Consider the following 24,237-nt stretch of genomic DNA (forward strand, 5'->3'; position numbering starts at 1 on the left):
CAAGTCGTTACAAGAAATGTAAAACGACCTGCTCATCTATTTCGTTTATTCTCTCCATTCATTTCAACAGGAATGGCTAGAGACTTAATTCGTTCCATGACACGAGCGGCTTTGAGCTCTTCCTGCTCGCCTCTTTGGGTATAAGTCAAATGATGTTGTAGCTCTTTAAAATTTAAATTCGAGCTGAAAAATGTCGGCAAATTTTCGAGCATACGGAATTGTAAAATGGTTCCGAGCACATCGTCTCGCATCCAGCTCGTTACGGATTCTGCTCCGAGATCATCAAGCATAAGAACCGGTACTTTTTTGACATACTCTATTTTCTCATTGAAACTTTGATCTTGAAACGAACCTTTTAACTCACGTAAAAACTCAGGGACATACAGAATGGTAGATTTCACTTTCTTTTCAGCTAACGCATTGGCAATTGCTCCAAGAAAATACGTTTTCCCCACACCAAACGAACCATGTAAATATAAAGCTTTCATTTTCTTATTCGGCTCATATTCTCGCACAAAATCTCTTACTAGTTTAATGGCTTCAAATCTTCCCTGCTCAATTTCAATATCAGACATTGTTGCCTGTAAAATTTCTTTAGGCACGTACATACACTGAATAAAAGATTCTTGTTCTTTTCGCTCATCTTCTTGTACTTTTCTAGGACAGCGTTCATACTGTAAATCAATATTACGGCCTTTTACAACCAGCTGAGGGTGGTATCCTTTCACCATGTTGACACAGCTTTGCAGAGAAGGACACTTGTCACAGCATTTGCTTTGATCGATAAATTCATGCATCTTCATCAGACCTCGGTCAACCATTTGCTCATCTAACTCATGGCGATGCTCTTGCAAAAATGTTTTGACTTCAGGATTAGACAGGATACTGTTTCTTAATGCTTCTAAGCGTGCTTTAAAATCCTTTTTGTTCACTAACTGATTTAGTGAATCATTGATAGGCTTCATCTTTTTCACCTCATCTCTATCATACCTGCTTTTTATTCTTTATGCTTTTGTTTTAGCTCTTGATCTAACTGCTTGAGCTCTTCTTGTAGCTTTCGTTTTTCTTCTTCAAATCCGTCCACTTCTTTTGAAGGCTGCTTTTTCTCTTCTTTTTCTTCATCGCTCAGCCACTCTGGCACCATTTCTTTACGCACAATTTTTCGTCCAGCCGTTTTTTTATTTTGCTTTGCTTCGGTCCAATTCTGATATTCTTTCTGTTCATTTTTAGCTAAATTCATGGCATCTTGAACAGTTTGTACCTTTTTGCGCGCCCAGTGTCCAGCAATTTTCTCTACATAGCTCTTAGATAATTTCATATCGGATCTCAGCATCACGTAGTAAATTAGAACATTTACTACCCCTGGTGAAAGCTTTTGGTTAAACATCACTTCTTCGATCATTTGCAAATCTGCTTTTGAAGGCTCTGCTCCCCCGGAAAACTCGATCAAAAGCTGTCGAGGAGAAGTCACTTCAAGCTGTTGAATGAGCTGCTCTTCCTTTGTCTGCGGCTGCTTTTCCTGCATGGTACGAAGCATAGGCGGCTGAATTTGTTCGCTTAGATTTGGAAGTGCTTCTCCATTTTCAAATTGGTAAAAGGACTGTGCTGCTTTTCTAAGCAATTCAATATCAACTTGATCGTTCTCATTTAGCGAATCGAGCACCACATTTTTCATTTGAAGAGGATCGATACCGTATAAAAAGGCTAGCTTTTCAATCGCTTGTTTTACTTTAGATGTAATAGACCTTTTCGAAATCATTGAATCTGTTAGACCTGCTAAAAATAAATCAAAATCAAAGGAATCCGGGCTCATCTCAATAGAAGCGCGTTTGGAGGAATCCACAAAGTCCGTTTGAGCATCAGGAGAAAATACATCCTTGCTTTCAGACTGAAAACTTGGAGCCAGCTCCGTTGCTTTAACTGATTTAAATACATCGTTAAATGAATGCGTCACATCTTTGAACAATTGCTCATCGACGAGTGAATCTGAAAAATAATTTTTTACTTTTTGAAAGATAGATTTTCCGAGTCGGTTATATAAATATACATTTAACACGCCGTCGTTAAAAAACTGATGGGGCGTCAGAGGAGGAATGAGCTCATAAATGAACACACGAACATCATCTTCTTCCTTAATATATGTTTTTAACAAACCAATGCCTTCTAATTTTAACCGCTCATGGTAAATAGCTTTCAAATTAATTTGCATCATTGACATTAGATGATGATGCGTAGACTCTTTCCCCCATAAACGATCTTGTTCCAGCTCGCTCCATAACGTCATATACAGACCAAAGCACGTTGTACCCACCAACGGCTGATAGAGCATGGTTAAAATCTTTCGGTCGTATTCCTGCAGTATGCCGTTCGAACGAACAACATAACGATCGACCGGTATCATTTCTTTCCAATGTTGTTCTTTCATGTCGTTCCCTACCTACTTTTAAAGTAATAGAAATGACAAAAAAAGAGCCTAAAGAATACTTCAATAGCTCTTTTACAGTCGTTCCTTCTTAATTAAATCTTTTAATTCATCAATAAATACATTGATGTCTTTAAATTGTCGGTATACAGAAGCAAATCGAACATAAGAGACTTCATCGATAGCAGCTAATCGCTCCATCACCATTTCTCCTACAACATCTGACTGCACCTCTGATGTACCCTGACTGCGCAGCTCTGTTTCAATATCGTGTACCGTATCTTCTAATTGTTTTAAGCTTACTTGGCGTTTTTCACACGCCTTAATTAACCCTCGAAGGATTTTGTCTTTGCTGAACTCTTCTCTCGCTCCATCTTTTTTTACAACAATTAACGGAAGTTCTTCTACTTTCTCAAAAGTTGTAAAACGATAGTGACACTCTTCGCATTCACGTCTTCTACGAATAGAGCGGCCTTCTTCTACAGGGCGCGAGTCCAGCACTCTCGTTCCATTGTAATGACAGGATGGGCACTTCATATTCTCAGCTCCAATAATAAACCTTGTTTTTCTTTTTATTTTCTCTTATATAAGTTAATTTCCATCTATGTTAGCCGGCTATTCGCCATTTATTATGATTTTTATCATCATTTCCTTTAACAAACACGATGCTGTATTAAAGGATTTGCTTTATTCCATCTTATAGAAAACAAGGCTTGAATACAAGTAAAGGAAAAGGAATTTCCCCATTTTATTTCCTGAAATTCAAAAATGATAAGGAACTTACGAAGAAAGAGGAATGAGTTTTTGATCAAAGCTCTTATAAAGCGTACGTACAAGTTCTTTACTAAAACCAAAATCAACCGGCACCACTTTTGATTCTGTTGTAGCAGAAAAATCGATAGCGGTTTCAAGAGGACGTACGTTAATAATGGTAATCACAACAAAAGCTTTTCTTCCTTTTACAACGTTTAAGCTAATCTCTCCTCGCTCTTCATATGCAGCAAGTATCTCTATCCCTTGCATGTGCTTCAACATTTCATGAACTTGCTTAAATGCATTCCCAGCTGTTGTTTTGTAATAATGCGTTTTTAGAGTCGGATCTGAATGGTAATCGCTTGTTTCCACATGATTAGAAAATAAAGATTTAACTGCTTGTACTACCCCCATGTTGTTATCCCCTTTGTTTTTGCGTATTAAAAATTTATATACTAAAAAGAGGTGTGTAATACACCTCTTAACTTACGTAATCAATCGACACTATTAAAGTGCATTCGCTTTAGTTTGTTTTACCTGAACAGGACCCATTCCACGTGGCAATTCAATTGTTTCACGTGTCTGTGCACTTAGAGCATCTGCAATATAATCTGCTGCGATTGTAGGATCTAAATGACCACAAGTATAAACATCGATACTTGCATAACCATGCTCTGGGAAGCTGTGAATCGTTAAATGTGATTCTGAAATAATAACAACGCCACTTACACCTTGAGGTGCAAATTTATGGAACGCTACTTCGCGAACTTCCGCACCGGATTTTAAAGCTGCATCAACAAACGTTTTTTCAATATAATCAATATCATTTAACTTATCGAAATCGCATCCCCATAATTCTGAGATGACATGACGACCCATTGTTTCCATAATGATATTTCCCCCTTTAACAATTTTTAATCGTTAAACATGAAGTTCTTTCGCCATATAGCATGTTAACTACCACGGGGGAAAGTTAGTCCAAAGAGGTCCTAACCCTTTAAGTAGCCACATCACCGAAAGGTACACAAGAAGTTCACGAAACATAGTATACTTTGTTTACATTTATTTTGCAATACGTGTTTTGATTTTATTAAAGATTGTTCTTGCAGATAGACCTATACAAATTACCCCTGTATTCTCGTGAGACAGTGTGTAAAAGCTGCTAAACGACTATTAATTTTTTATTAAAATTGAGGAAAATAAACACCCCTTTGCATGCTTATCTTATTGCTTTTCCCTATTCTTTTGGATAAAAACAAAAAAAACAGGGCGACAGCTCCCTGTTTTTTTAAAAGCAATCAATAGCTTTCTTAGCTTACTCTTATTTTTGATCCATTACGCATTTCTGCAGCAATATATCTTACCAAATCGACTACGCGCTGAGAGTAGCCCCACTCGTTATCGTACCAAGCTAACACTTTAATTTTATGATCTTCCATTACGATTGTGGATAGTCCATCTACAATAGCTGAATGAGGATTTGTATTAAAGTCAATTGATACGAGTGGTTCCATTGTTAAATTTAAAATATTCTTTAATGGTCCTTCAGCAGCTTTAATAAACGCTAAATTAACATCTTCCATCGTCACAGATTTCCTTACATCCACAACTAAATCGACAAGCGATACGTTCGGCGTTGGCACACGAAGCGCCATCCCATGAAGTTTTCCTTTTAAATGAGGAAGAACTAATGAAAGTGCCTTGGCTGCTCCAGTGGTTGTAGGAATAATTGATTGAGCACACGCACGGGCTCTTCGCAAATCTTTATGCGGATTATCGATATTCTTTTGATCATTTGTATATGCATGAACGGTCGTCATTAAACCGTTTTCAATTGTGAACGCTTCGTCTAGTACCTTGACAACTGGAGCTAGACAATTTGTCGTACAAGAGGCATTGGAAATAATGTTATGCTGATTCACATCAAACTCTCGTTCGTTTACGCCCATCACAATGGTGATATCTTCTTGTTTACCCGGTGCCGTTAAGACAACTTTTTTCGCACCTGCTTCAATATGTAACTGCGCTTTTTCTCTTGAATTAAATTTTCCCGTTGCTTCAACAACTAGATCAATCCCAAGCTCTTTCCAAGGCAAATTCAGCGGATCACGTGAATTTAATAGCTGAATTCTTTTACCGTTAACAATCAGCGCATCATCATCACATTTGACATCTCCATTAAATGCTCCGTGTATAGAGTCATATTTGATTAAATGTGCTAACGTTTCTGCTGGATAAGATGCATTTATTGCAATAATATCCAAATTTTCCTCTGTAATCGCTGTGCGAAACACCATTCTTCCTATTCTCCCAAAACCATTAATGGCAATACGTGCTTTCATGGCTATACCCCTCTCTATATGTGTTATACTATTTAACTTTTTATATTGAATAGTATAACATAAATATTTAAAAAGTGAATAATATTAATTTTTTTTAATAAATTATTTTAATTGAGTTTTACTATATGTATATAGCGAGAACAGATATTTAACACATTCTTTTTTAGAAGCCCTTAAATATTCCCAATAAAAAAAGAGTGAATGCAATCATTCACTCTTTAATCTAGCCATAGGGCTAATATACTTAAAAGCTGTTGTTTTGTTTCTTCCACAGGACCGTTGTTATTGATCACCGCATCGGCTAAGGCTACTTTTTGAATCAATGGCAGCTGTGCATGGATACGCGCATAGGCATCCTCCGCCGAGAGGTTATTACGCGACTTTAACCTTTCTAGCTGCACAGACTCATCGACATATACAACTACTACTTTATCGACTAAATGTGTCAAATCGCTTTCAAACAGCAGCGGAATATCTAATACAACGGCTTCGTAACCTTCCTCTATATAGCTTTCCTTTTGAGAAAGCATTTCTTTTCTTACGGCAGGATGTACAATTGCATTCAACTTTTTACGTTCTTCCTCTTGATAAAACACAATTTCCCCTAAAGCCGCTCGATTGATCTCCGCGTTCTCGTGAAGAATAGAACGGCCGAACGTCTCGACAATTTGTTTGTATGCTTCTTTTCCTGGTTCTACGACTTCTTTTGCAATGTGATCAGCGTCGATTACTGGAATATTGATATCTCGTAGCATTCCGGTTACCGTGCTTTTCCCGCTTGCAATTCCGCCTGTTAATCCAATTACAATTGACATTGGCCTCTCCTTTATCTCTTTATTTAAAATCTAAAAATACCTAAAATAATGAGCAGAACTCCTGGTACAAATGAGAACATTTTCATCCATGATAAACGTGAAAAAACCTTGCCAAATTGTATGCCCGCACTTAAAAAAAGAGAACTCATAAGAGCTACAGCAATTGCTAGAGCATACGGCGAATAACCTAATAAAGCCGCTCCAAACCCCGCTCCAAATGCATCAAGAGATAATGCAATTCCAAGTATAAATGCTTCAATACCATTGATGGAACCTGAATTATCTAAATCTGCTGCAATTGGCTTTTTTAATACGTTAATGACTAGGCCAATTGACTTAATTTCAATTTTTACTAATGTTTTTTCTTCTTTTACTCGAGGTGAATCTGCCGGACAAAAAAACTGGTATAAAATCCACATCCCAAGCAGAACAAGAATACCTCCGCCTACTTTATTTAGTACATCCACTGAAAATAGATGCGTAAGTACTTTTCCTAAAAACATAGAAAACATTAAAGAAAATGCTGAGCAACATGAAATAATAAAAATGGATTTCAGCGGGATTTTCACCTTTCGAAGTCCGTATGTCAGGCCAACACTAAAGCTGTCAAGACTTACGGCAAAAGCAAGAATAAGTAAAGAAAATGTTATCATGATGAGAGGACTCCTTTCCTTTCTGTCTATACGTAGTATATGAAAGGAGCCCATCCATTGTTATTTTTTATCCGGCTGACAATTTGGGCAGATATGTGTTCCTCTACCGCCTACAACAAATTTTTCAATTGGGGTACCGCACATTTTACAGGATTCGCCTTTTCTTCCGTACACATAAAGCTGCTGCTGAAACATGCCTATTTGTCCCTGTGTGTTTACATACGTGCGAATGGTGCTGCCTCCTTGTTTCACAGCTTCTTGAAGAGTCGCTACAATTTCTTCGTACAATTTTTCATACTCTTCGTCTGTTAATTGGCTGGCCACTCGTTCAGGATGAATCCCTGCGCGAAACAGTGCTTCATCTACATAAATATTTCCAAGGCCAACCACGACATTTTGATCGAGTAAAACCGGCTTGATTTTTCGAGAGGTTTTGCCGATTCTCATTTTTAATTGACTAGGATTAAATGTTTCGTCAAACGGTTCAGGTCCAAGGCCAATAAGAGGAGGAAACAGATCTTCCTCTCCCTTTTTAAATAAGTGCATAGTACCAAACTTCCTTACATCCCGGTATCGCAATTCCGTTCCATCCGTGAAGTGAAAAAAGACGTGTACATGCTTATCTGGTTCTTCTGCATTCTCATGGAGAGCATATTTCCCTTCCATACGCAAATGAGAAACCATCGTATAATCATCGAGCACAATTTTCAAAAATTTACCTCTGCGTTCAACATCTCGAATGGTTTGTCCAACAAGCGCATCACAAAACTGTTCAACTTGTTCAGGACGTTTGATAATATTAGGCCATTTAACTGTTACACGCTCAATGGTCTTTCCACTGGCTAATTCAATTAACGTACGTCTGACGGTTTCAACTTCTGGTAATTCTGGCACGTTTGTCACATCCTTTTTCCACTACTTTGCTTCGTACCAAGTCTTTCCGTAAGAATAATCTACTTTCAACGGAACTTCTAACTCTAAAGCGTTCTCCATTACTTCTGGTACGATTTTCTCTAAAATTTTAATTTCTTCTTCTGGGGCTTCAAAAATCAGCTCATCGTGTACTTGAAGCAGCAGCTTAGCCTGAAGATTTTCATCTTTTAAGCGCTTATCCATTTCAATCATTGCTTTTTTAATAATATCAGCTGCCGTCCCTTGGATAGGCGTATTCATAGCCGTACGCTCAGCGAAGCTGCGGAGGTTAAAATTTCGGCTCGTGATTTCAGGCAAGTAACGTCGGCGGTGCAAGAGCGTTGTTACATATCCCTTTTCTTTTGCATCGCGTACAATCGTATCCATATACTCCTGTACACCAGGGAAGCTTTTTAAATAGCGTTCAATAAAAGTAGCCGCTGCTTTTCTTGTAATTCCTAAACTTTGCGATAAACCGTAATCACTGATGCCATAGACGATTCCAAAGTTAACTGCTTTAGCCTGGCGGCGCATATTGGACGTTACTTCTTCTCTTTCGACGTGGAACACATCCATCGCTGTTTTCGTATGAATATCTAAGTCATGCTTAAACGCATCAATTAGCTTTTCATCATCTGCAATATGAGCCAGTACGCGCAGCTCAATTTGTGAATAATCCGCTGCAAATATCAACCAATCAGGCTGTGAAGGCACAAACGCACCTCTTATTTTTTTACCTTCTTCAAGACGAATCGGGATGTTTTGCAAGTTAGGATCTACTGAGCTTAATCTTCCCGTTTGAGTTAACGTTTGATTAAAGCGGGTATGAACTTTTCCATCGCTTTCATGAATAACCTTTTTTAATCCTTCAATATACGTAGACTGTAATTTTCCTAGCTGACGGTATTGTAAAATCTCTGGGATAATATCATGGGTACTAGCTAATTGCTCTAATACATCAGCTGATGTGGAATAGCCTGTTTTTGTTTTCTTTATGACCGGAAGCTGCATTTTTTCAAAAAGAACAACTCCTAGCTGCTTTGGCGAATTAATATTGAATTCTTGTCCAGCGTATTCGTAGATTTTCGCTTCAATTTTTTCAAGCTGCTCTCGAAGATCTTCGCCCATTTCATCCAAACGCGCGCGGTCAATTTTCACCCCTTGATATTCCATATCAGCAAGGACAATGGCAAGAGGCATTTCAAGCTTCTCAAACAGCTCAAACTGTTCATTTTCCACCAATTCTTTTTCTAACACTTCTTTTAAATAAGCTACGGCGGCTGCTTTTCTTACAACATGCTCAGCTAGCTGATCAGCTTCTGCAATGCTTCGCTTAGCTCCTTTTCCATACACAGCTTCATCTGATTGCACTTGATGGTATCCTTTTAATTTTGCAATTGTCGCTAGGTCATCATTTGCCTCAGCAGGGTTCAAGATGTAAGAAGCAATCATTACATCATGTTCAATTCCTTTAATTTCATGCCCCGCCCATTTTAACGATACAATCGTACGTTTCCCATTAAACACCGTCTTTTTTACACGTCCATCTTCTAACCATGCTTTAAATTTAGAAGATGAAAGAGCTGTATCTTTATCAATAAAATAGTGACCATTTTTGTTGCTGATTCCAAAACCGAGCAGCTGATTGTGATGGTAGTTTTCTTCATACCCTTCTACGATCAGAGCTGCTTCGCTTGTTAACATATCATCGTGAACTTCCTGCGCTATTTCAAACGTTAGTTCTTCAAAATCTGCTTCCTCTTCTGCTGATTCACCAAATTTAGCAAGCAGAGAATTAAACCCAAGCTCTTTAAATAATGAGATGACCTTTGAAGATTCAAACCCGTCATACTTTGCATCTTCTACAGATACTTCAAGAGGCGCTTCGCAATAAATAGTTGCAAGCTTTTTACTCATGATAGCTGATTCACGATTATCTTCTAGCTTTTCTTTTAATTTTTTACCGCTGACTTGATCGATAGATTTCAATACATTTTCAATCGTTTCGAACTCTTTTAATAGCTTTAAGGCTGTTTTTTCGCCGACTCCGGGCACGCCTGGGATATTATCCGAGCTGTCCCCCATAAGGCCTTTCATATCAATAATTTGTGCAGCCGTAATACCATACTTTTCATCAATGGCTGCAGGCGTATAGGAATCGACATCCGTAATTCCTTTTCTCGTAATATCTACGGTTACATGTTCTGACACAAGCTGAAGTAAATCTTTATCACCAGAAATGACTTTTACGGCCATTCCTTTTTGTTCAGCTTGTTTTGAAAGCGTACCGATAATATCATCTGCTTCATAATCAGGCAGTTCATAGCGCTTAATCCCATATGCATCTAATAACTCACGAATAAAGGGAAACTGCTCTGAAAGTTCAGGAGGCGTCTTTTGTCTTCCTCCTTTGTATTCTGTAAATGTTTTGTGGCGAAACGTTGTTTTCCCTGCATCAAATGCCACAAGTAAATGTGTCGGCTTCTCTTCCTCTAAGATACGTGTCAGCATTGTAGTAAAGCCATATATGGCATTTGTATGTATTCCTTTATCATTGTTTAAAAGCGGCAAAGCAAAAAATGCACGGTAGGCAATACTATTCCCGTCAATTAATACTAGTTTTTGTGTCATTCATGTTCCTCCATTTCGCTCTCTTCTTATCTTACCTTTATTTTAGCAAACAATAAGCTTTAAGGACAAAAAGTAATCTTGAGTTCAACGTTTTATTTTCATGTGGTGATAAGATCTGTACATCATAAAATAAAAACACCGCCTAGTTATTTTAGGCGGTGTAACATGTGAATGGATAGAAATTGTCAAAAAGAATCGGCGAAAATAGCACGGTTAAAGCTATTTTCGCCTTACACATTGGCTCCTTGGATGAAGGGGTTTCCATGAAAAATTGTATCAATTAATTATTAAGCTACATTAAATAAATTGTAAAAGGAACGTAAACATTTTACATCTGCGGCAAATACTTGTGCAGCTTGACCGAAAAAGTTGTCCCTTTATTGACTTCACTTTTCACTTCAATTTCCCCTTTATGAGCTTCAACGAGATGTTTAACAATTGCTAATCCAAGACCTGTTCCTCCGGAATTACGGCTTCTTGCTTTATCTACTCGGTAAAAGCGCTCAAAAATACGTGAAATTTCATCAGAATCAATACCGATACCTGTATCTTGAACATGAACCGTAATCGTTTCTTCTTCCTCTTCAAGCGAAACGTGAACAGTTCCTCCAGGCATTGTATACATGAGCGCATTGCCGATTAAGTTAACAAACACTTGCATAAGGCGCTGACTGTCACCATCAATCCACGCTTCTTCAGGAAGCGTATCTAACGTTAGCGTGATTTCTTTTTCAGTCGCTCGGTTTGATAGCACTGTTATGACCTCATAGAGAAGGGTATTCAAATCTACTGGATGGATGCTTAGCTTAAACCCTTGCTGTTCAACTTTAGACAAATCTAAAAGATCTTGAATCAGACTCTCCATGCGCTGACTTTCCGTTAAAATGATCGATAGAAACTGCTGGCGCAGCTGTGGATCTTCCATAGCACCGTCTAACAATGTCTCACTAAACCCTTTTATAGACGTAATAGGAGTTTTTAGTTCATGAGACACATTTGCTACAAAGTCACGGCGAACTTGTTCTAGCTTTTTCAGCTCGGTAATATCATGGAAAACAAGCACAATCCCTTTCCATTCATCGTTTAAGCCAATAATCGGCGCTCCGTAAACATCAAAATATCTTCGTTCAATATTTAAAGGGAGAACCACTTGTTTTCGAACCTTTACTTCCGTCATAAATATTTTTTCCACAAGCTTAATGATTTCTTTATGCTCAAATACCTCGTAATACAAATGATAAAGGAAGTCATCCGGATGTATATGAAACTGCTCTTTATAAGCTCGATTCACTAAGTTTATATAGCCTCTACTATCGATAAGAAGCATGCCGCTTCCCATATTTTCAATTAGCGTGCGCAGCCTGTCCTGCTGCATTTCTTGATTAGTGATAGACTCTTGCAGATTACGAGCAAGTGCGTTAATAGACTGACTCAGCATCCCTGTTTCATCTACATAATCTTCATATGTACGAGCTTTATAATTCCCTTTTGCAAGTTCCATAGCCACTTTGGTTGCCGATTCAATAGGACGGGTATAGCGTCCCATAATCTTTACACCTAAGAGTAAAATCACAATCAAAGCTAGACCTAAGCTTCCAATAAGAAGGCCCCAAATTTGCTGATTTACTTGTTTTAATGAATCAAACGATGTACTCAGCACAACAAATCCCTCTTGCTTACCTTCTATAATAAGCGGGATGCCATAGTAATATAAGTCGTAATCTTCTTTAATTTGATCAAAGCTTTTTTTACTGTTTAACTGCTTTTTTAATACTTGTTGGATTACGATACTTTTTTCGATTCTTTGCTGCTTGCTGCCTGGATTTGAGTCAACTAATATTTTTCCGTCTTTTTGAACGATAGTCGTTCGTACACTTAACGAATGGCTGATTTGATCAACTTTAGATTTTAAAGCAGGACTTGTGATACCTTCTTCGCTAATGTACATTTCTACAAGCTTTGCCTCTTTTTCCATTCGCTCTTGAAACGTCTGAAAATAAAAGTTTTTAAACAACTGTCCCAGCAGCAGGCCAAGACCTACTAATACAATAATAATAAGTACTAATAGAGCCAAAAGTAGCCTTGAACGAAATTTATTCATCTACCTTTGGTTCCTCCAGCTTATATCCTAATCCTCTAATCGTTTTTATATAAACAGGTTTTCGCGTATTGTGTTCAATTTTCTCACGCAAATGGCTGATGTGCACATCTACAATTCGCGTATCTCCGGCAAAATCATAATTCCACACTGCACTTAGCAGCTGATCACGAGTTAATACCCGTCCTTTGTATTTTGCCAAATATAATAATAACTCAAATTCTTTCGGAGTAAGCTCAAGCTGCTCTTGATTAAAGTATGCCTCATAATGATCTGGAAGAATTTTTAAATCACCGATCATGATGCGCTCGCCATCTTCCTCTTGTTCATTTTCCTGAGCAATGATTTGTGTTCTGCGTAAAATGGCTTTTACACGCGCTACTACTTCTCGAGGGCTAAATGGTTTCGTCATGTAGTCATCTGCGCCAAGCTCTAGCCCTAATACTTTGTCGAACTCATCGTCTTTTGCAGTTAACATTAAAATAGGCGTCATCACTTTTTGCTGACGAAGCTTTTTACAAACTTCAATTCCATCCATCTTAGGAAGCATCAAGTCTAACACAATTAAATCCGGTTTTCCTTCTAGTGCCTTGTTGTATCCTTCTTCCCCGTCTTCAGCTGTTTCTACTGTAAAGCCAGCTTGCTGTAAATTATATTGTAATAATGTTGAAATTGATTGTTCATCATCTACGACTAATAATTTCTTACTCATATTAACGATATAAGCCTCCATCTAGTTAAATTAAACCGCAGCTTCATCCAAATGATATTATTTTCTATTTATCTTCTCTTATCATACAATGTTTTAGCCTCGTTCTCCAATACATTTCAACATTTTCAGAAAATATGACCAAACAGTTTCTTCTATATTTATAAATATTTAAGGCGTTTTAAAAATTTTCAAAGTCGTGTGTCTCTACCGATGGAAGTCTAAACGGCGGATACACAAGAAACCGCGCCGTTACTACTTTCTCTTTTTGCTCATTGACCGCTTCCACCTCAATCGTAACAGTTCTAGAAGAAACATCTACCTCTGTCACTTCAAATAAAAATTCAATCGTGCTATAATGATGAATCTTTTTAGGGAAGGCTACCGTATGTTCTGCAACGTGGCTTCCAGGTCCGGGCAAATACTTTGAAATGGCTGCTGTCATAATACCGGTAATCATAATACTTGGCACAATAGGTTTTTTAAAAGGGGTCTGAGATGCGTAATCATGCTGAATGTATAAAGGGTTAGAATCGTTTGTCAGCCCTAAGTACAATAAGATATCTTTATCTTCAATTCGTTCCGTTAGCGTTAATTTTTCTCCAACTTTTATATCTTCAATACTTCGGCCTATTTTTTGTTTTTTACCTAATACCATCATCATTCCACCTTTTGTATAAAGTAATAGCTTTTCTTTATATACAAGAAAAATTCGAGGTTTCCCTCGAATTTTCCTTGTGACTATTGTTTGAATATTGATAAAAACCTATACTCAAACCTATTTTATTGTATTAAGCTAATACACCCATGACAGTTTTAACTGATTTTGCTGATTGATCTAAAGAAGCTTTTTCAGAATCAGTCAGTTCTAATTCAATTACCTGCTCAATTCCTGCAGCTCCTAATACGGTTGGAACACCTAAGTAGATGCCATTATAACCATATTCACCCTCCAGGTAAGCAATCGCTGGTAAAATACGACGCTGATCTTTTAAGATCGCTTCTGTCATTTCCACTAAAGAAGCAGCAGGCGCGTAGTATGCACTTCCGTTACCTAATAAGTTAACGATCTCGCCGCCACCTTTGCGTGTTCTTTCAACAATTGCTTCAAGACGCGCTTTTGGAATAAGCGTTTCAAGAGGAATACCGCCAGCATATGAGTAGCGTACAAGAGGTACCATATCGTCGCCATGTCCACCAAGTACAAAACCTGTAATATCTTTTACTGAAATGTTTAACTCCTGCGCTACGAACGTACGGAAACGTGCAGAATCTAATACGCCTGATTGACCGATTACGCGGTTTTTAGGAAAACCAGATTCTTTAAATACTGTATACGTCATAGCATCTACCGGGTTTGTCAACACGATGATGTGACAGTTTGGCGAGTATTTAACAACTTCTTGAGTAACAGACTTCATGATTTTTTGGTTCGTTGTTACTAAATCATCGCGACTCATACCTGGCTTGCGCGCGATACCAGCTGTAATAATGACAATGTCAGAATCAGCTGTGTCTTCGTAGTTGGCTGTTCCTGTAATGTTAGCGTCAAAGCCTTGTACAGGACTTGCTTCTAACATATCCAGCGCTTTACCTTTAGCTGGATTTTCTAATTGCGGAATATCAACTAATACAACATCAGCTAATTCTTTTTGACCAATTAAAAAAGCAGTTGTAGCTCCTGTAAAGCCCGCTCCGATAACAGATACTTTTTTACGCATATTTGCCATTATAATTCCTCCCCTAAATGAATAGCTATTAAACTGTTACTTGTTTTCCTAGATTGCTAATTAATTCATCAGCAAACTCTGAACACTTCACTTCTGTTGCGCCGTCCATTAAACGTGCGAAATCATATGTTACTACTTTTGAAGCAATTGTTTTTTCCATTGATTTCATGATTAAATCCGCTGCTTCATTCCAGCCAAGGTGTTCAAGCATTAACACACCTGATAATAATACAGAAGATGGGTTTACTTTATCTAAACCAGCATATTTAGGTGCTGTACCGTGAGTTGCTTCAAAGATAGCATGTCCAGTTTCGTAGTTGATATTTGCCCCTGGAGCAATTCCGATACCGCCAACTTGTGCTGCTAATGCATCTGAAATGTAATCTCCATTTAAATTCATTGTTGCTACTACATCGAATTCACGTGGACGAGTTAAAATTTGTTGTAAGAAGATATCTGCAATTGAATCTTTTACAATAATTTTTCCTGCTGCTTCCGCTTCTGCTTGAGCTTTGTTTGCAGCCTGTGCACCTTCTTTTTCAACGATGCGGTCATATTGAGCCCAAGTAAATACTTTATCGCCGAATTCTTTTTCAGCTAGCTCATAGCCCCAATTTTTAAATGCGCCTTCTGTATATTTCATAATGTTACCTTTGTGTACAAGCGTAACAGACTTGCGGCCTTGTTCAATTGCATAGTTGATTGCTGCACGCACAAGACGCTCTGTTCCTTCAGAAGAAATAGGCTTAATACCTAATCCAGAAGTTTCAGGGAAACGGATTTTATTTACGCCTAATTCCGTTTGTAGGAATGAAACAAGCTTTTGTACTTCTTCAGAACCCTTCGCATATTCAATACCAGCATAAATATCTTCAGTATTTTCACGGAAGATAACCATATCTGTATCTTCAGGGCGCTTAATTGGAGAAGGTACGCCGTCAAAGTAGCGAACAGGACGTAAGCATGTGAATAAGTCTAATTCTTGACGCAATGCCACGTTTAGAGAACGAATTCCACCGCCTACTGGTGTTGTTAATGGTCCTTTGATTGCAATTATGTATTCGCGAATTGCATCTAACGTTTCTTCCGGTAACCATTCGCCAGTTTGATTAAATGCTTTTTCACCTGCTAATACTTCTTTCCAAACGATTTCTTTTTCACCATTGTATGCTTTTGTAACCGCTGCTTCTAGTACGCGAGAAGCTGCTGCCCAGATATCCGGACCAATTCCGTCACCTTCGATAAATGGAATAATTGGGTTATTTGGTACGTTTAACACGCCGTTTGCTACAGAAATTTGTTCACCTTTTGTCATGAGAATGACCTCCTTAAAAAATTTGTCTACTTTCACTTATGGAAAAGTGCTCAACGAACGTGAGCACCTTCGTCACATTGTTTAGCTGCGCTCTTCAAGCGGAATGTACGTTTGTTTTCCAGGACCGATATAATCAGCTCTTGGACGAATCAAACGATTGTTTGAATACTGCTCTAAAATGTGAGCAATCCATCCTGATACGCGGCTTACGGCAAAGATCGGAGTAAATAGATCGTGATCAATCCCTAAGCTGTGGTATACAGAGGCTGAATAGAAATCAACGTTTGGCGGAAGTTTTTTCTCGCCTGTTACGATCTCTTCAATTTTCACTGACATATCGTATAGCGTTGTATCTCCTGCTTGTTTGGTAAGTTTTTCAGACATTTCTTTCAAGTGCTTGGCACGAGGATCACCCTGCTGATACACACGATGTCCAAATCCCATAATCTTTTCTTTTTTCGCGAGCTTTTCGCGAATATAAGGTTCCGCGTTTTCAACTGTTTGAATGTCAGACAACATTTTCATAACAGCTTCATTCGCTCCCCCGTGAAGAGGACCCTTTAATGCTCCAATAGCGGCTGTAATTCCTGAATAAATATCGGATAACGTTGCCACACAGACACGAGCTGTAAAAGTTGAAGCATTTAGCTCATGATCAGCATGTAAGACAAGTGCTTTATCAAATGCCTCTACTTGGATATCAGTTGGCTCTTCGCCGGTTAACATATATAAAAAGTTAGCGGCAATGCTATAGTTTTCGTTTGGTTCAATTGGCTCTAATCCGTTACGGACTCTTGAAAAAGCCGTTACCACCGTTGGTAATTGTGCTTGCAAACGAACAGCTTTGCGATAATTTGCTTCTTCATCCATTAAATCAGCTTCAGGATCGTACAACCCCAATAGTGATACGACTGTTCTTAAAGCTGCCATTGGATGAACATCTTTAATTGGATAAGTTTTGAAATGTTCTAAGACTTCTTGGGGTAATTTAGCGTTTTCTGCTAGTAATCTAGAAAACACAGATAATTCTTCTTTGTTAGGTAATTTTCCGTGCCATAGTAAATACACCACTTCTTCAAATGTTGCATAATTCGCTAAATCATCAATATTGTAGCCTTGATATGTTAAAGTGTCATCAATAATTGAACTTACTGCTGACGTTGTAGCGACTACCCCTTCTAGACCTCGAGTTGCTGTCATAAATCTCCACTCCTTTACAGAAAAAATTCCCCATACCTTTCTGTGTAAAACGTGAAAAACAAAATTGAGCCCCTGCTCAACTAGACATTAAATGATATACGAAGCGCCTCTTTTGAATATATATCTTGGAAGAACATTCCTTCACCCCACGTAAAGAAAATGCTTACATTTCCATTTGTTTCAATAACACACAAAATCAAAACATCTGCATGTGTCATTGCTTTGTTACAGCCCTATAGGTAAAACATACAATTGTATGTAAAAAGATGCGGCCTCAAAATATATTATAAACAATTATCTGACTTTTGTGAATCAAAAGAGAGAAGAAATTTCAAAAAAATTATTATTATACAAAAATTTCTACGAAAAAAGTTCAGTTAATTTCATAAATAAATAAGCGATTCCAGCACCGATTAACGGACCTACTGCTACCCCTTGAAACAGCGCCACAGCAAGAATTGTGCCAAAAACTAAAGCGGTCGTAATATGCGGATCATCTTCCAAGAGTGTAAGTCCATATTTGGCAATAATTGCTACAGCAATTCCGGCTCCTAGAGCAATCCAGGCATAAGAAGATTTCACGGCCTCTCCTAATTGTTTGAATCCTATGTCTCCTGTTGCAATTGGCACAAGAACGGCAATTGTAATAACCGTTACGCCAATATTAATTCCTTTTGATTGTAGAAACGGAAAAACCTTACCGTCTAACCCAATTAATTTTAAAATAAGTAAAAATGCAACTGCAATAATTAATGATTGATTTTTAGCCACTAATCCAATTACGAGTAAAACAGCTAAAAAAAGCATGGGTTGTGAGAACATTTTACTCATCCTTTCTTTTTTTATTGTGATAAATCTAAAGCGTATTACGTAAATATTTTATGAGTAGCTTTTTCTTTTGTTGACTATCGTTTACAAGGAGGCCTCTATTTATTGTGTACAAGCTTCATTTACATCGACTATTTCGCTTAGCTTGTGTATTGGCAATTATTGCAGCATCTATATTTCTTAGTTATTATGTCTCTTCTCTCATATATCCATTTATTATCGCCTGCTGCATCGCTTTTTTTATAAATCCTATGGTTAATCTATTTGAATTGAAGCTGCGCTTACCCCGCTACTTAGCTGTTTTACTGTCAATGGTTCTGGTCTTCTCTCTTTTGGCTGGACTTATTACGTTACTTATCACAGAAATCATTGCAGGAAGTACGTATTTAGCGAAAGTTGTTCCCACAAATTTCAAAGAAGTGGTCATATTTATTGAAAATATTGCTACAGAACAAATACTTCCTTTTTATGAACGCATTACTTCTATGTTTAATAACTTAAATACCGGTCAGCAAGCAACTATTTTATCGAACATTAAAGGGGTAGGCAACCATATCGCTCAAACGGTGGGCGATTTTCTCCAAAATGTATTGCAAAGCATCCCAGTACTTTTATCCGTACTGCCTAATGCAGCTACCGTGATTATTTTTTCATTACTGGCTACTTTTTTTATTAGTAAAGATTGGTACAAGCTGATGGCTAAAAGCAGCGTGTTTATTCCTAAAAAAGTAAGGGAAAATGGACAGACAGTGGGTGTGGAGCTTAAAAATGCACTGTTTGGTTTTATTAATGCTCAGCTTACGCTTATTTCGATTACCACAATTATCGTTCTTTTTGGTTTACTTGTTCTTAGGGTTGATTATGCTATTACAGTCGCTTTATTGATTGGCTTAGTAGATATTCTTCCTTACCTCGGAACAGGACTGGTTTTTGTTCCTTGGATGATTTATGCCTTTGCCACACATAACGTGTCATTTGCTGTAGGGCTTTCGGTACTATATGCTGTAGTACTTGTGCAGCGACAAATTATGGAACCAAAAATTTTGTCATCAAGCATTGGTCTTGATCCTCTCGCTACATTAATTTCTTTATTTGTAGGATATCAATTGATTGGATTTTTCGGATTAATAGTTGGCCCTGTGATTCTTGTTATTCTAAAAACACTTCATACAACGGGAGTTTTTAAAGAAACGTGGCAATTTATTATAGGAAAATGAAAAAGTGTGTGAAAGAAGCTTCTTTCACACACTTTCTAGTTAACGAATAATCGTCATTCGATTACGTCCTTGAAAAAATCTTCTTAGCCACGTTAAAAGAAAAGGCTTAACGATTCTGCGTGTAAACGGCAGTAAAAAGATAAAGCCCACAACATCTGTCAAGAAGCCTGGAAACAGCAGAAACAGTCCGCCAAATAGTACACACATGCCATCAAGGATTTCACCGCTTGGAACATGTCCCTGGCTCATCTGACGCTGTGCCTTTTGAAAAAGAGATGTTCCTTGTTTTTTCGCTAGAAACGCACCAATAAAACTGGTAGCAATAATCAGTAAAAATGTTGACATTACACCAATGAGATGACTTGAATAAATCAAAATCATTACCTCAACAGCAGGTACAATAAGAAGGAGCGGAAGGAGCTTCCTCACCATCATCACCTCTTCGCTTATTGAATTGCCTAAACAAAAAGAGAAGGATTCCCCTTCTCTTTTTTCTATCATCTACGTGTTCTTACAGTACGCTTGCGTGTCCGTTGTATACGACACCACGTGAAGCATCAACTGTAATATCTTGATCTTCTGAGAATACGCTTGTTGCATTTTCTACGCCTACAATGACAGGAATGCTTAAGTTTAACCCTACTACAGCTGCATGGCTTGTTAGACCGCCTTCTTCTGTAATAAGAGCTCCTGCTTTTTCGATTGCACTGATCATATCGCGATCTGTGCTGTTTGTAACAAGGATCGCACCTTCAGTCATTTTTGCATTTGCTTCTTCAGCAGTTTTAGCAATAACTACTTTACCAACTGCTGCTTTACGACCAATTCCTTGTCCTTTAGCAAGAACGTCACCTACAACTTGAACTTTCATTAAGTTCGTTGCACCTGATTCTCCAACTGGAACACCAGCTGTAATAACCACTAAGTCGCCGTGTGCTACAACGCCTGTTTTTACTGCGTCATTTACAGCGTGATCTAACATATCGTCAATCGTATTTACGCGCTCACCAACAACTGGTGTAACACCCCATACTAGAGACAGACGACGTGCAACAGAATCGTTTGCTGCAACAGCTACGATTGGAGATTGCGGACGATATTTAGAAACGATTTTCGCTGTATAACCACTTTCTGTTGGCGCTACGATTGCACTAGCGTTTAAGTTAAGCGCTGTGTGTACAACAGATTGTCCAATTGCATCTGTAATAGATGGGCCAACTTGCTTGCTGCGCTGTTGTAAAATCTCAGAGTAGTTTAGAGCTTGCTCAGCACGAGAAGCGATTGAATGCATTGTTTGTACAGCTTCAACTGGGTAAGAACCTGCAGCTGTTTCACCAGATAACATAATTGCATCTGTACCATCAAAGATAGCATTGGCAACGTCACTTGCTTCCGCACGAGTCGGGCGCGGGTTGCGTTGCATTGAATCAAGCATTTGTGTAGCTGTAATAACTGGTTTGCCAAGCGCATTACATTGTTTGATTAGATCTTTTTGTACTAATGGTACTTCTTCAGCAGGAATTTCTACTCCTAAGTCACCACGAGCAACCATTAAACCGTCTGAAACTTCAAGAATTTCCTTGATGTTATCTACGCCTTCTTGGTTTTCGATTTTTGAGATGATTTGAATGTGAGCTGCATTGTGTTTTTCTAGTAGTTCACGAATTTCTAATACATCAGATGCGCGACGCACAAAAGAAGCAGCAATAAAATCAATGCCTTGTTCGATACCAAATACAATATCGCTTGCATCTTTTTCAGTGATACCAGGAAGGTTTACACTTACGTTTGGCACGTTTACACCTTTTTTATTTTTTAATGTACCAGGGTTAAGTACTTTTGTTTTAATTTCACCATCAGTTTTATTGATGTCTAGTACTTCAAGACCGATTAAACCGTCATCTAAAAGGATTTTTGATCCTACGTGTACGTCCTCGATTAGACCTGGATATGTAATTGAGAATTTTTCAGTTGTTCCCACTACTTCTGTCATAGAAACAATGATTTCAGAGCCTTCTTCTAACTCAATTGCACCATTTTCCATTGTGTTTGTACGAATTTCAGGTCCTTTTGTATCAAGTAAGATACCTACTGTTTTACCTGTTTGTTTCGCAGCTTCACGAATGTTAACAATACGTGCACCGTGCTCTTCAAAGTCACCGTGAGAGAAGTTTAGACGACAAACGTTTAAGCCTGAGTTAATTAGTTCAACTAATTTTTCTACACTTTCACTCGCTGGTCCAATAGTACATACAATTTTAGTTTTACGCATTCAAATTTCCTCCTATATATTTACTATTTACTCCTTAGATAGGGCAAATAGCTATTTCTTTTACTAACCTTGTACTAGCAGGCTGTGAACAAATATTTTGTTGCCCTGACTTGTTCACCTTGCTTTACGTGTAACTTATGAAATACCTATGTAGCGCTGAATCAAATAGCAAACACAAACACATACACAGCACTTTAACGATGAATTTCTTCATCGTTTGCTTCTTGTTTTACTATTCCCTGCAATTCATACAGCAATACTTGCTGCCTGATTTGTCTTATATATCTCACGTTTTAGAGAAAAGACAAACGCTAGCACAGCTGCTAATAACCATAGGAAATTTTTTAAAAACACTCTTTTTCTACTTTTACTTAAAGGTTTTTGCTGTCTATAAAATACCACGAAGAACTTGTAAACACAATAGAGAAGGGCTATACAAACCGCACAAAAACGCGCACCCTTATTTTTCAAGAGTGCACGTTTCTTTATTTTATAGTAATGGCATCGTTTTCAGCTGCAAATTGTCCGATTTTTTTGTATTTTAAATAACGCTCTTCCACTAGCTCTTCTTTTGATAAATTCATCAGCTCTTTTAATGATTTCTTGATAATGCCCTCCATGTATCCAGCTTGTGCATCGATATCTCGGTGAGCTCCGCCTTTTACCTCTGAAACCATTTCATCTACAATGCCCAGTTCTTTCAAATCTGGTGCTGTAATCTTCATCGTTTCAGCAGCTTTTTTCGCAAGAGAAGAATCTTTCCAAAGAATGGCTGCCGCTCCTTCTGGAGAAATAACTGAATACGTCGAGTTCTCAAGCATATGAAGGTGATTTCCTAAACCTAATGCCAAGGCTCCCCCGCTTCCTCCTTCTCCAATTACAATGCAAATAACAGGTACAGTTAAGCCAGCCATTTCGAAAAGGTTTTTCGCAATAGCTTCGCTTTGTCCGCGCTCTTCTGCCGCTTTTCCTGGATAAGCTCCTTTTGTATCAATAAAGCAAATAATTGGGCGGTTAAATTTCTCCGCTTGCTTCATTAGACGCAGTGCTTTACGGTAGCCTTCAGGATGAGGCATACCAAAATTACGGCGAATATTTTCTTTCGTATCTTTACCTCTCTGATGTCCAATCACGGTAACAGGCACGCCATTAAACTTGGCAATTCCTCCTACGATTGCTTCATCATCTCCATAAAAGCGATCTCCATGACACTCTAAAAAGTTTGTAAACAAGCGAGAAATATAATCGAGTGTTGTAGGACGCTCAGGATGACGAGCAATTTGAACACGGTTCCATGGGCTTAGATGATTGTAAATATCGTTTTCTACTTTTTCTAAGCGATTTTCTAACTTATCAATTTCGCTAGATAAATCCACTTCTGTATTTTTAGCAAACTCTTTAAGCTCTGCAATCTTGTTTCGCAACTCAACAATTGGACGTTCAAATTCTAATTCGCTTACCACTCGATGTCACCTCCTGCTACGTGTATATCTAAAATAGTTGTTAACGTTTCTTTTAAATCATGACGGTTAATAACTCCGTCTAGCTGACCATGCTTCAACAGAAATTCCGACGTCTGAAAATCTTCTGGAAGCTCTTCTCTAATTGTTTGTTCAATAATACGTCTTCCAGCAAAGCCAATTAACGCGCCCGGCTCGGCTAAATTATAATCACCTAACGAAGCAAAGCTTGCTGACACGCCTCCTGTAGTAGGATGTGTCATAATCGAAATGATTAAGCCGCCTTCATCACTGAACATTTTAAGAGCTGCGCTAGTTTTAGCCATTTGCATCAAGCTCAGAACACCTTCTTGCATACGTGCACCGCCTGAAGCTGTGAAAATAAGGAATGGAACATGCATTTCCTTCGCTTTTTCAATGGCGCGAGTAATTTTCTCGCCGACTACAGAACCCATGCTTCCCATACGGAAGTGTGAATCCATAACAGCAACTACTACTTTAATGCCCTCAATATCTCCTTCACCCGTAACAATCGCTTCACTTAAATTAGTTTTCTCACGATCTTTTTCGAGCTTTTCAAGATAATCAGGGAACCCAAGAGGATTTTCTGACGTCATATCTTTGTCGTATTCAACAAACGTTCCGCTGTCGATTAAGCTTTCGATACGCTCTGGTGCTGTCATTTGGTGATGATATCCACAGTTTAAGCATACTTTTAAGTTTTTATTTAACTCTTTCGTATACATTATTTTTTTACACTTTTTACACTTGGTCATAATTCCTTCAGGTACATCTTGTCTCATATGCTCAGAAGGAATCGTAGCATATTTTCGTTTTTTTGGAGTTTTTGTGTTTTTTGTAAATAAATCTCGTAACAAGG

At 38.1% G+C, this 24,237-nt stretch carries 22 protein-coding genes; 1 reads left to right on the forward strand and 21 read right to left on the reverse strand.

Annotated features, from left to right (window positions below; genetic code table 11):
- Positions 1–32 precede the first annotated feature (32 nt).
- The 17 genes from dnaI to ACFX4R_RS15605 form a co-directional block, all read right to left on the reverse strand.
- Positions 33–965 carry a primosomal protein DnaI gene (gene dnaI / locus ACFX4R_RS15525; protein WP_013059430.1) on the reverse strand — a complete coding sequence of 311 codons (933 nt, stop codon included), beginning with the start codon at positions 963–965 and terminating at the stop codon, positions 33–35.
- Between the two features lie 32 nt (positions 966–997).
- Positions 998–2,425, reverse strand: coding sequence for a replication initiation and membrane attachment family protein (locus tag ACFX4R_RS15530; RefSeq protein WP_043976021.1), 1,428 nt, complete (start codon positions 2,423–2,425; stop codon positions 998–1,000).
- 72 nt (positions 2,426–2,497) lie between these two features.
- Positions 2,498–2,959 (reverse strand): transcriptional regulator NrdR, encoded by a 462-nt coding sequence (nrdR, locus tag ACFX4R_RS15535; protein ID WP_013059432.1) that lies wholly within the window; start codon positions 2,957–2,959, stop codon positions 2,498–2,500.
- A 243-nt stretch (positions 2,960–3,202) separates the two neighbouring features.
- Positions 3,203–3,589 carry a hypothetical protein gene (locus tag ACFX4R_RS15540; RefSeq protein WP_043976018.1) on the reverse strand — a complete coding sequence of 129 codons (387 nt, stop codon included), beginning with the start codon at positions 3,587–3,589 and terminating at the stop codon, positions 3,203–3,205.
- A gap of 93 nt (positions 3,590–3,682) precedes the next feature.
- Positions 3,683–4,063 carry an adenosylmethionine decarboxylase gene (gene speD / locus ACFX4R_RS15545; RefSeq protein ID WP_013059434.1) on the reverse strand — a complete coding sequence of 127 codons (381 nt, stop codon included), beginning with the start codon at positions 4,061–4,063 and terminating at the stop codon, positions 3,683–3,685.
- Between the two features lie 422 nt (positions 4,064–4,485).
- Positions 4,486–5,517, reverse strand: coding sequence for a glyceraldehyde-3-phosphate dehydrogenase (locus ACFX4R_RS15550; protein ID WP_377569909.1), 1,032 nt, complete (start codon positions 5,515–5,517; stop codon positions 4,486–4,488).
- Between the two features lie 218 nt (positions 5,518–5,735).
- Positions 5,736–6,332, reverse strand: a complete 597-nt coding sequence (coaE, locus tag ACFX4R_RS15555; protein WP_016765703.1) for a dephospho-CoA kinase — start codon at positions 6,330–6,332, stop codon at positions 5,736–5,738.
- A 23-nt stretch (positions 6,333–6,355) separates the two neighbouring features.
- On the reverse strand, positions 6,356–6,985 hold the full coding sequence (ytaF, locus tag ACFX4R_RS15560; protein WP_016765704.1) for a sporulation membrane protein YtaF: 630 nt from the start codon (positions 6,983–6,985) through the stop codon (positions 6,356–6,358).
- A gap of 60 nt (positions 6,986–7,045) precedes the next feature.
- On the reverse strand, positions 7,046–7,879 hold the full coding sequence (gene mutM / locus ACFX4R_RS15565) for a DNA-formamidopyrimidine glycosylase (RefSeq protein ID WP_043976015.1): 834 nt from the start codon (positions 7,877–7,879) through the stop codon (positions 7,046–7,048).
- Between the two features lie 21 nt (positions 7,880–7,900).
- Complete coding sequence (gene polA / locus ACFX4R_RS15570; protein WP_377569911.1) at positions 7,901–10,528, reverse strand: DNA polymerase I; 2,628 nt, start codon at positions 10,526–10,528, stop codon at positions 7,901–7,903.
- Positions 10,529–10,856: 328 nt separating this feature from the next.
- Entirely contained in the window at positions 10,857–12,629 is a 1,773-nt protein-coding gene (pnpS, locus tag ACFX4R_RS15575) for a two-component system histidine kinase PnpS (RefSeq protein ID WP_097824668.1), read from the reverse strand.
- A complete protein-coding gene (locus ACFX4R_RS15580) occupies positions 12,622–13,338 on the reverse strand; it encodes a response regulator transcription factor (protein ID WP_013085192.1) in 717 nt (238 codons plus the stop codon). The genes pnpS and ACFX4R_RS15580 overlap by 8 nt, the downstream gene beginning before the upstream one ends.
- Before the next feature lie 178 nt (positions 13,339–13,516).
- Positions 13,517–13,993 (reverse strand): MaoC family dehydratase, encoded by a 477-nt coding sequence (locus tag ACFX4R_RS15585; protein WP_016765707.1) that lies wholly within the window; start codon positions 13,991–13,993, stop codon positions 13,517–13,519.
- Positions 13,994–14,126: 133 nt separating this feature from the next.
- Positions 14,127–15,065, reverse strand: a complete 939-nt coding sequence (mdh, locus tag ACFX4R_RS15590) for a malate dehydrogenase (protein ID WP_013085194.1) — start codon at positions 15,063–15,065, stop codon at positions 14,127–14,129.
- A gap of 28 nt (positions 15,066–15,093) precedes the next feature.
- Complete coding sequence (gene icd, locus ACFX4R_RS15595; RefSeq protein ID WP_277813712.1) at positions 15,094–16,386, reverse strand: NADP-dependent isocitrate dehydrogenase; 1,293 nt, start codon at positions 16,384–16,386, stop codon at positions 15,094–15,096.
- A 75-nt stretch (positions 16,387–16,461) separates the two neighbouring features.
- The gene (gene citZ / locus ACFX4R_RS15600; RefSeq protein WP_013059445.1) at positions 16,462–17,580 is read right to left on the reverse strand and encodes a citrate synthase; all 1,119 of its coding nucleotides are present in this window, start codon (positions 17,578–17,580) and stop codon (positions 16,462–16,464) included.
- A 360-nt stretch (positions 17,581–17,940) separates the two neighbouring features.
- Positions 17,941–18,402 carry a DUF441 domain-containing protein gene (locus ACFX4R_RS15605; RefSeq protein WP_013059446.1) on the reverse strand — a complete coding sequence of 154 codons (462 nt, stop codon included), beginning with the start codon at positions 18,400–18,402 and terminating at the stop codon, positions 17,941–17,943.
- A 113-nt stretch (positions 18,403–18,515) separates the two neighbouring features.
- Here ACFX4R_RS15605 and ytvI point away from each other — a divergent pair, with 113 nt between their 5' ends.
- Positions 18,516–19,625 carry a sporulation integral membrane protein YtvI gene (gene ytvI / locus ACFX4R_RS15610; RefSeq protein WP_043976005.1) on the forward strand — a complete coding sequence of 370 codons (1,110 nt, stop codon included), beginning with the start codon at positions 18,516–18,518 and terminating at the stop codon, positions 19,623–19,625.
- A 39-nt stretch (positions 19,626–19,664) separates the two neighbouring features.
- Here ytvI and ACFX4R_RS15615 read toward each other — a convergent pair whose 3' ends face one another.
- From ACFX4R_RS15615 to accD, 4 genes are all read right to left on the reverse strand, one after another.
- Positions 19,665–20,057: an FxsA family protein gene (locus tag ACFX4R_RS15615; protein WP_025750656.1), complete on the reverse strand. Its 393-nt coding sequence runs from the start codon at positions 20,055–20,057 to the stop codon at positions 19,665–19,667.
- A gap of 79 nt (positions 20,058–20,136) precedes the next feature.
- On the reverse strand, positions 20,137–21,897 hold the full coding sequence (pyk, locus tag ACFX4R_RS15620) for a pyruvate kinase (RefSeq protein WP_043976002.1): 1,761 nt from the start codon (positions 21,895–21,897) through the stop codon (positions 20,137–20,139).
- 485 nt (positions 21,898–22,382) lie between these two features.
- The gene (gene accA / locus ACFX4R_RS15625) at positions 22,383–23,360 is read right to left on the reverse strand and encodes an acetyl-CoA carboxylase carboxyl transferase subunit alpha (protein WP_013059450.1); all 978 of its coding nucleotides are present in this window, start codon (positions 23,358–23,360) and stop codon (positions 22,383–22,385) included.
- Positions 23,354–24,235: an acetyl-CoA carboxylase, carboxyltransferase subunit beta gene (accD, locus tag ACFX4R_RS15630; RefSeq protein ID WP_043976000.1), complete on the reverse strand. Its 882-nt coding sequence runs from the start codon at positions 24,233–24,235 to the stop codon at positions 23,354–23,356. Before accD ends, accA begins: the two co-directional genes overlap by 7 nt.
- Between the last annotated feature and the right edge of the window lie 2 nt (positions 24,236–24,237).

This window comes from Priestia sp. YIM B13490, from assembly GCF_042787735.1.
Taxonomy (GTDB): Bacteria; Bacillota; Bacilli; order Bacillales; family Bacillaceae_H; genus Priestia; species Priestia megaterium.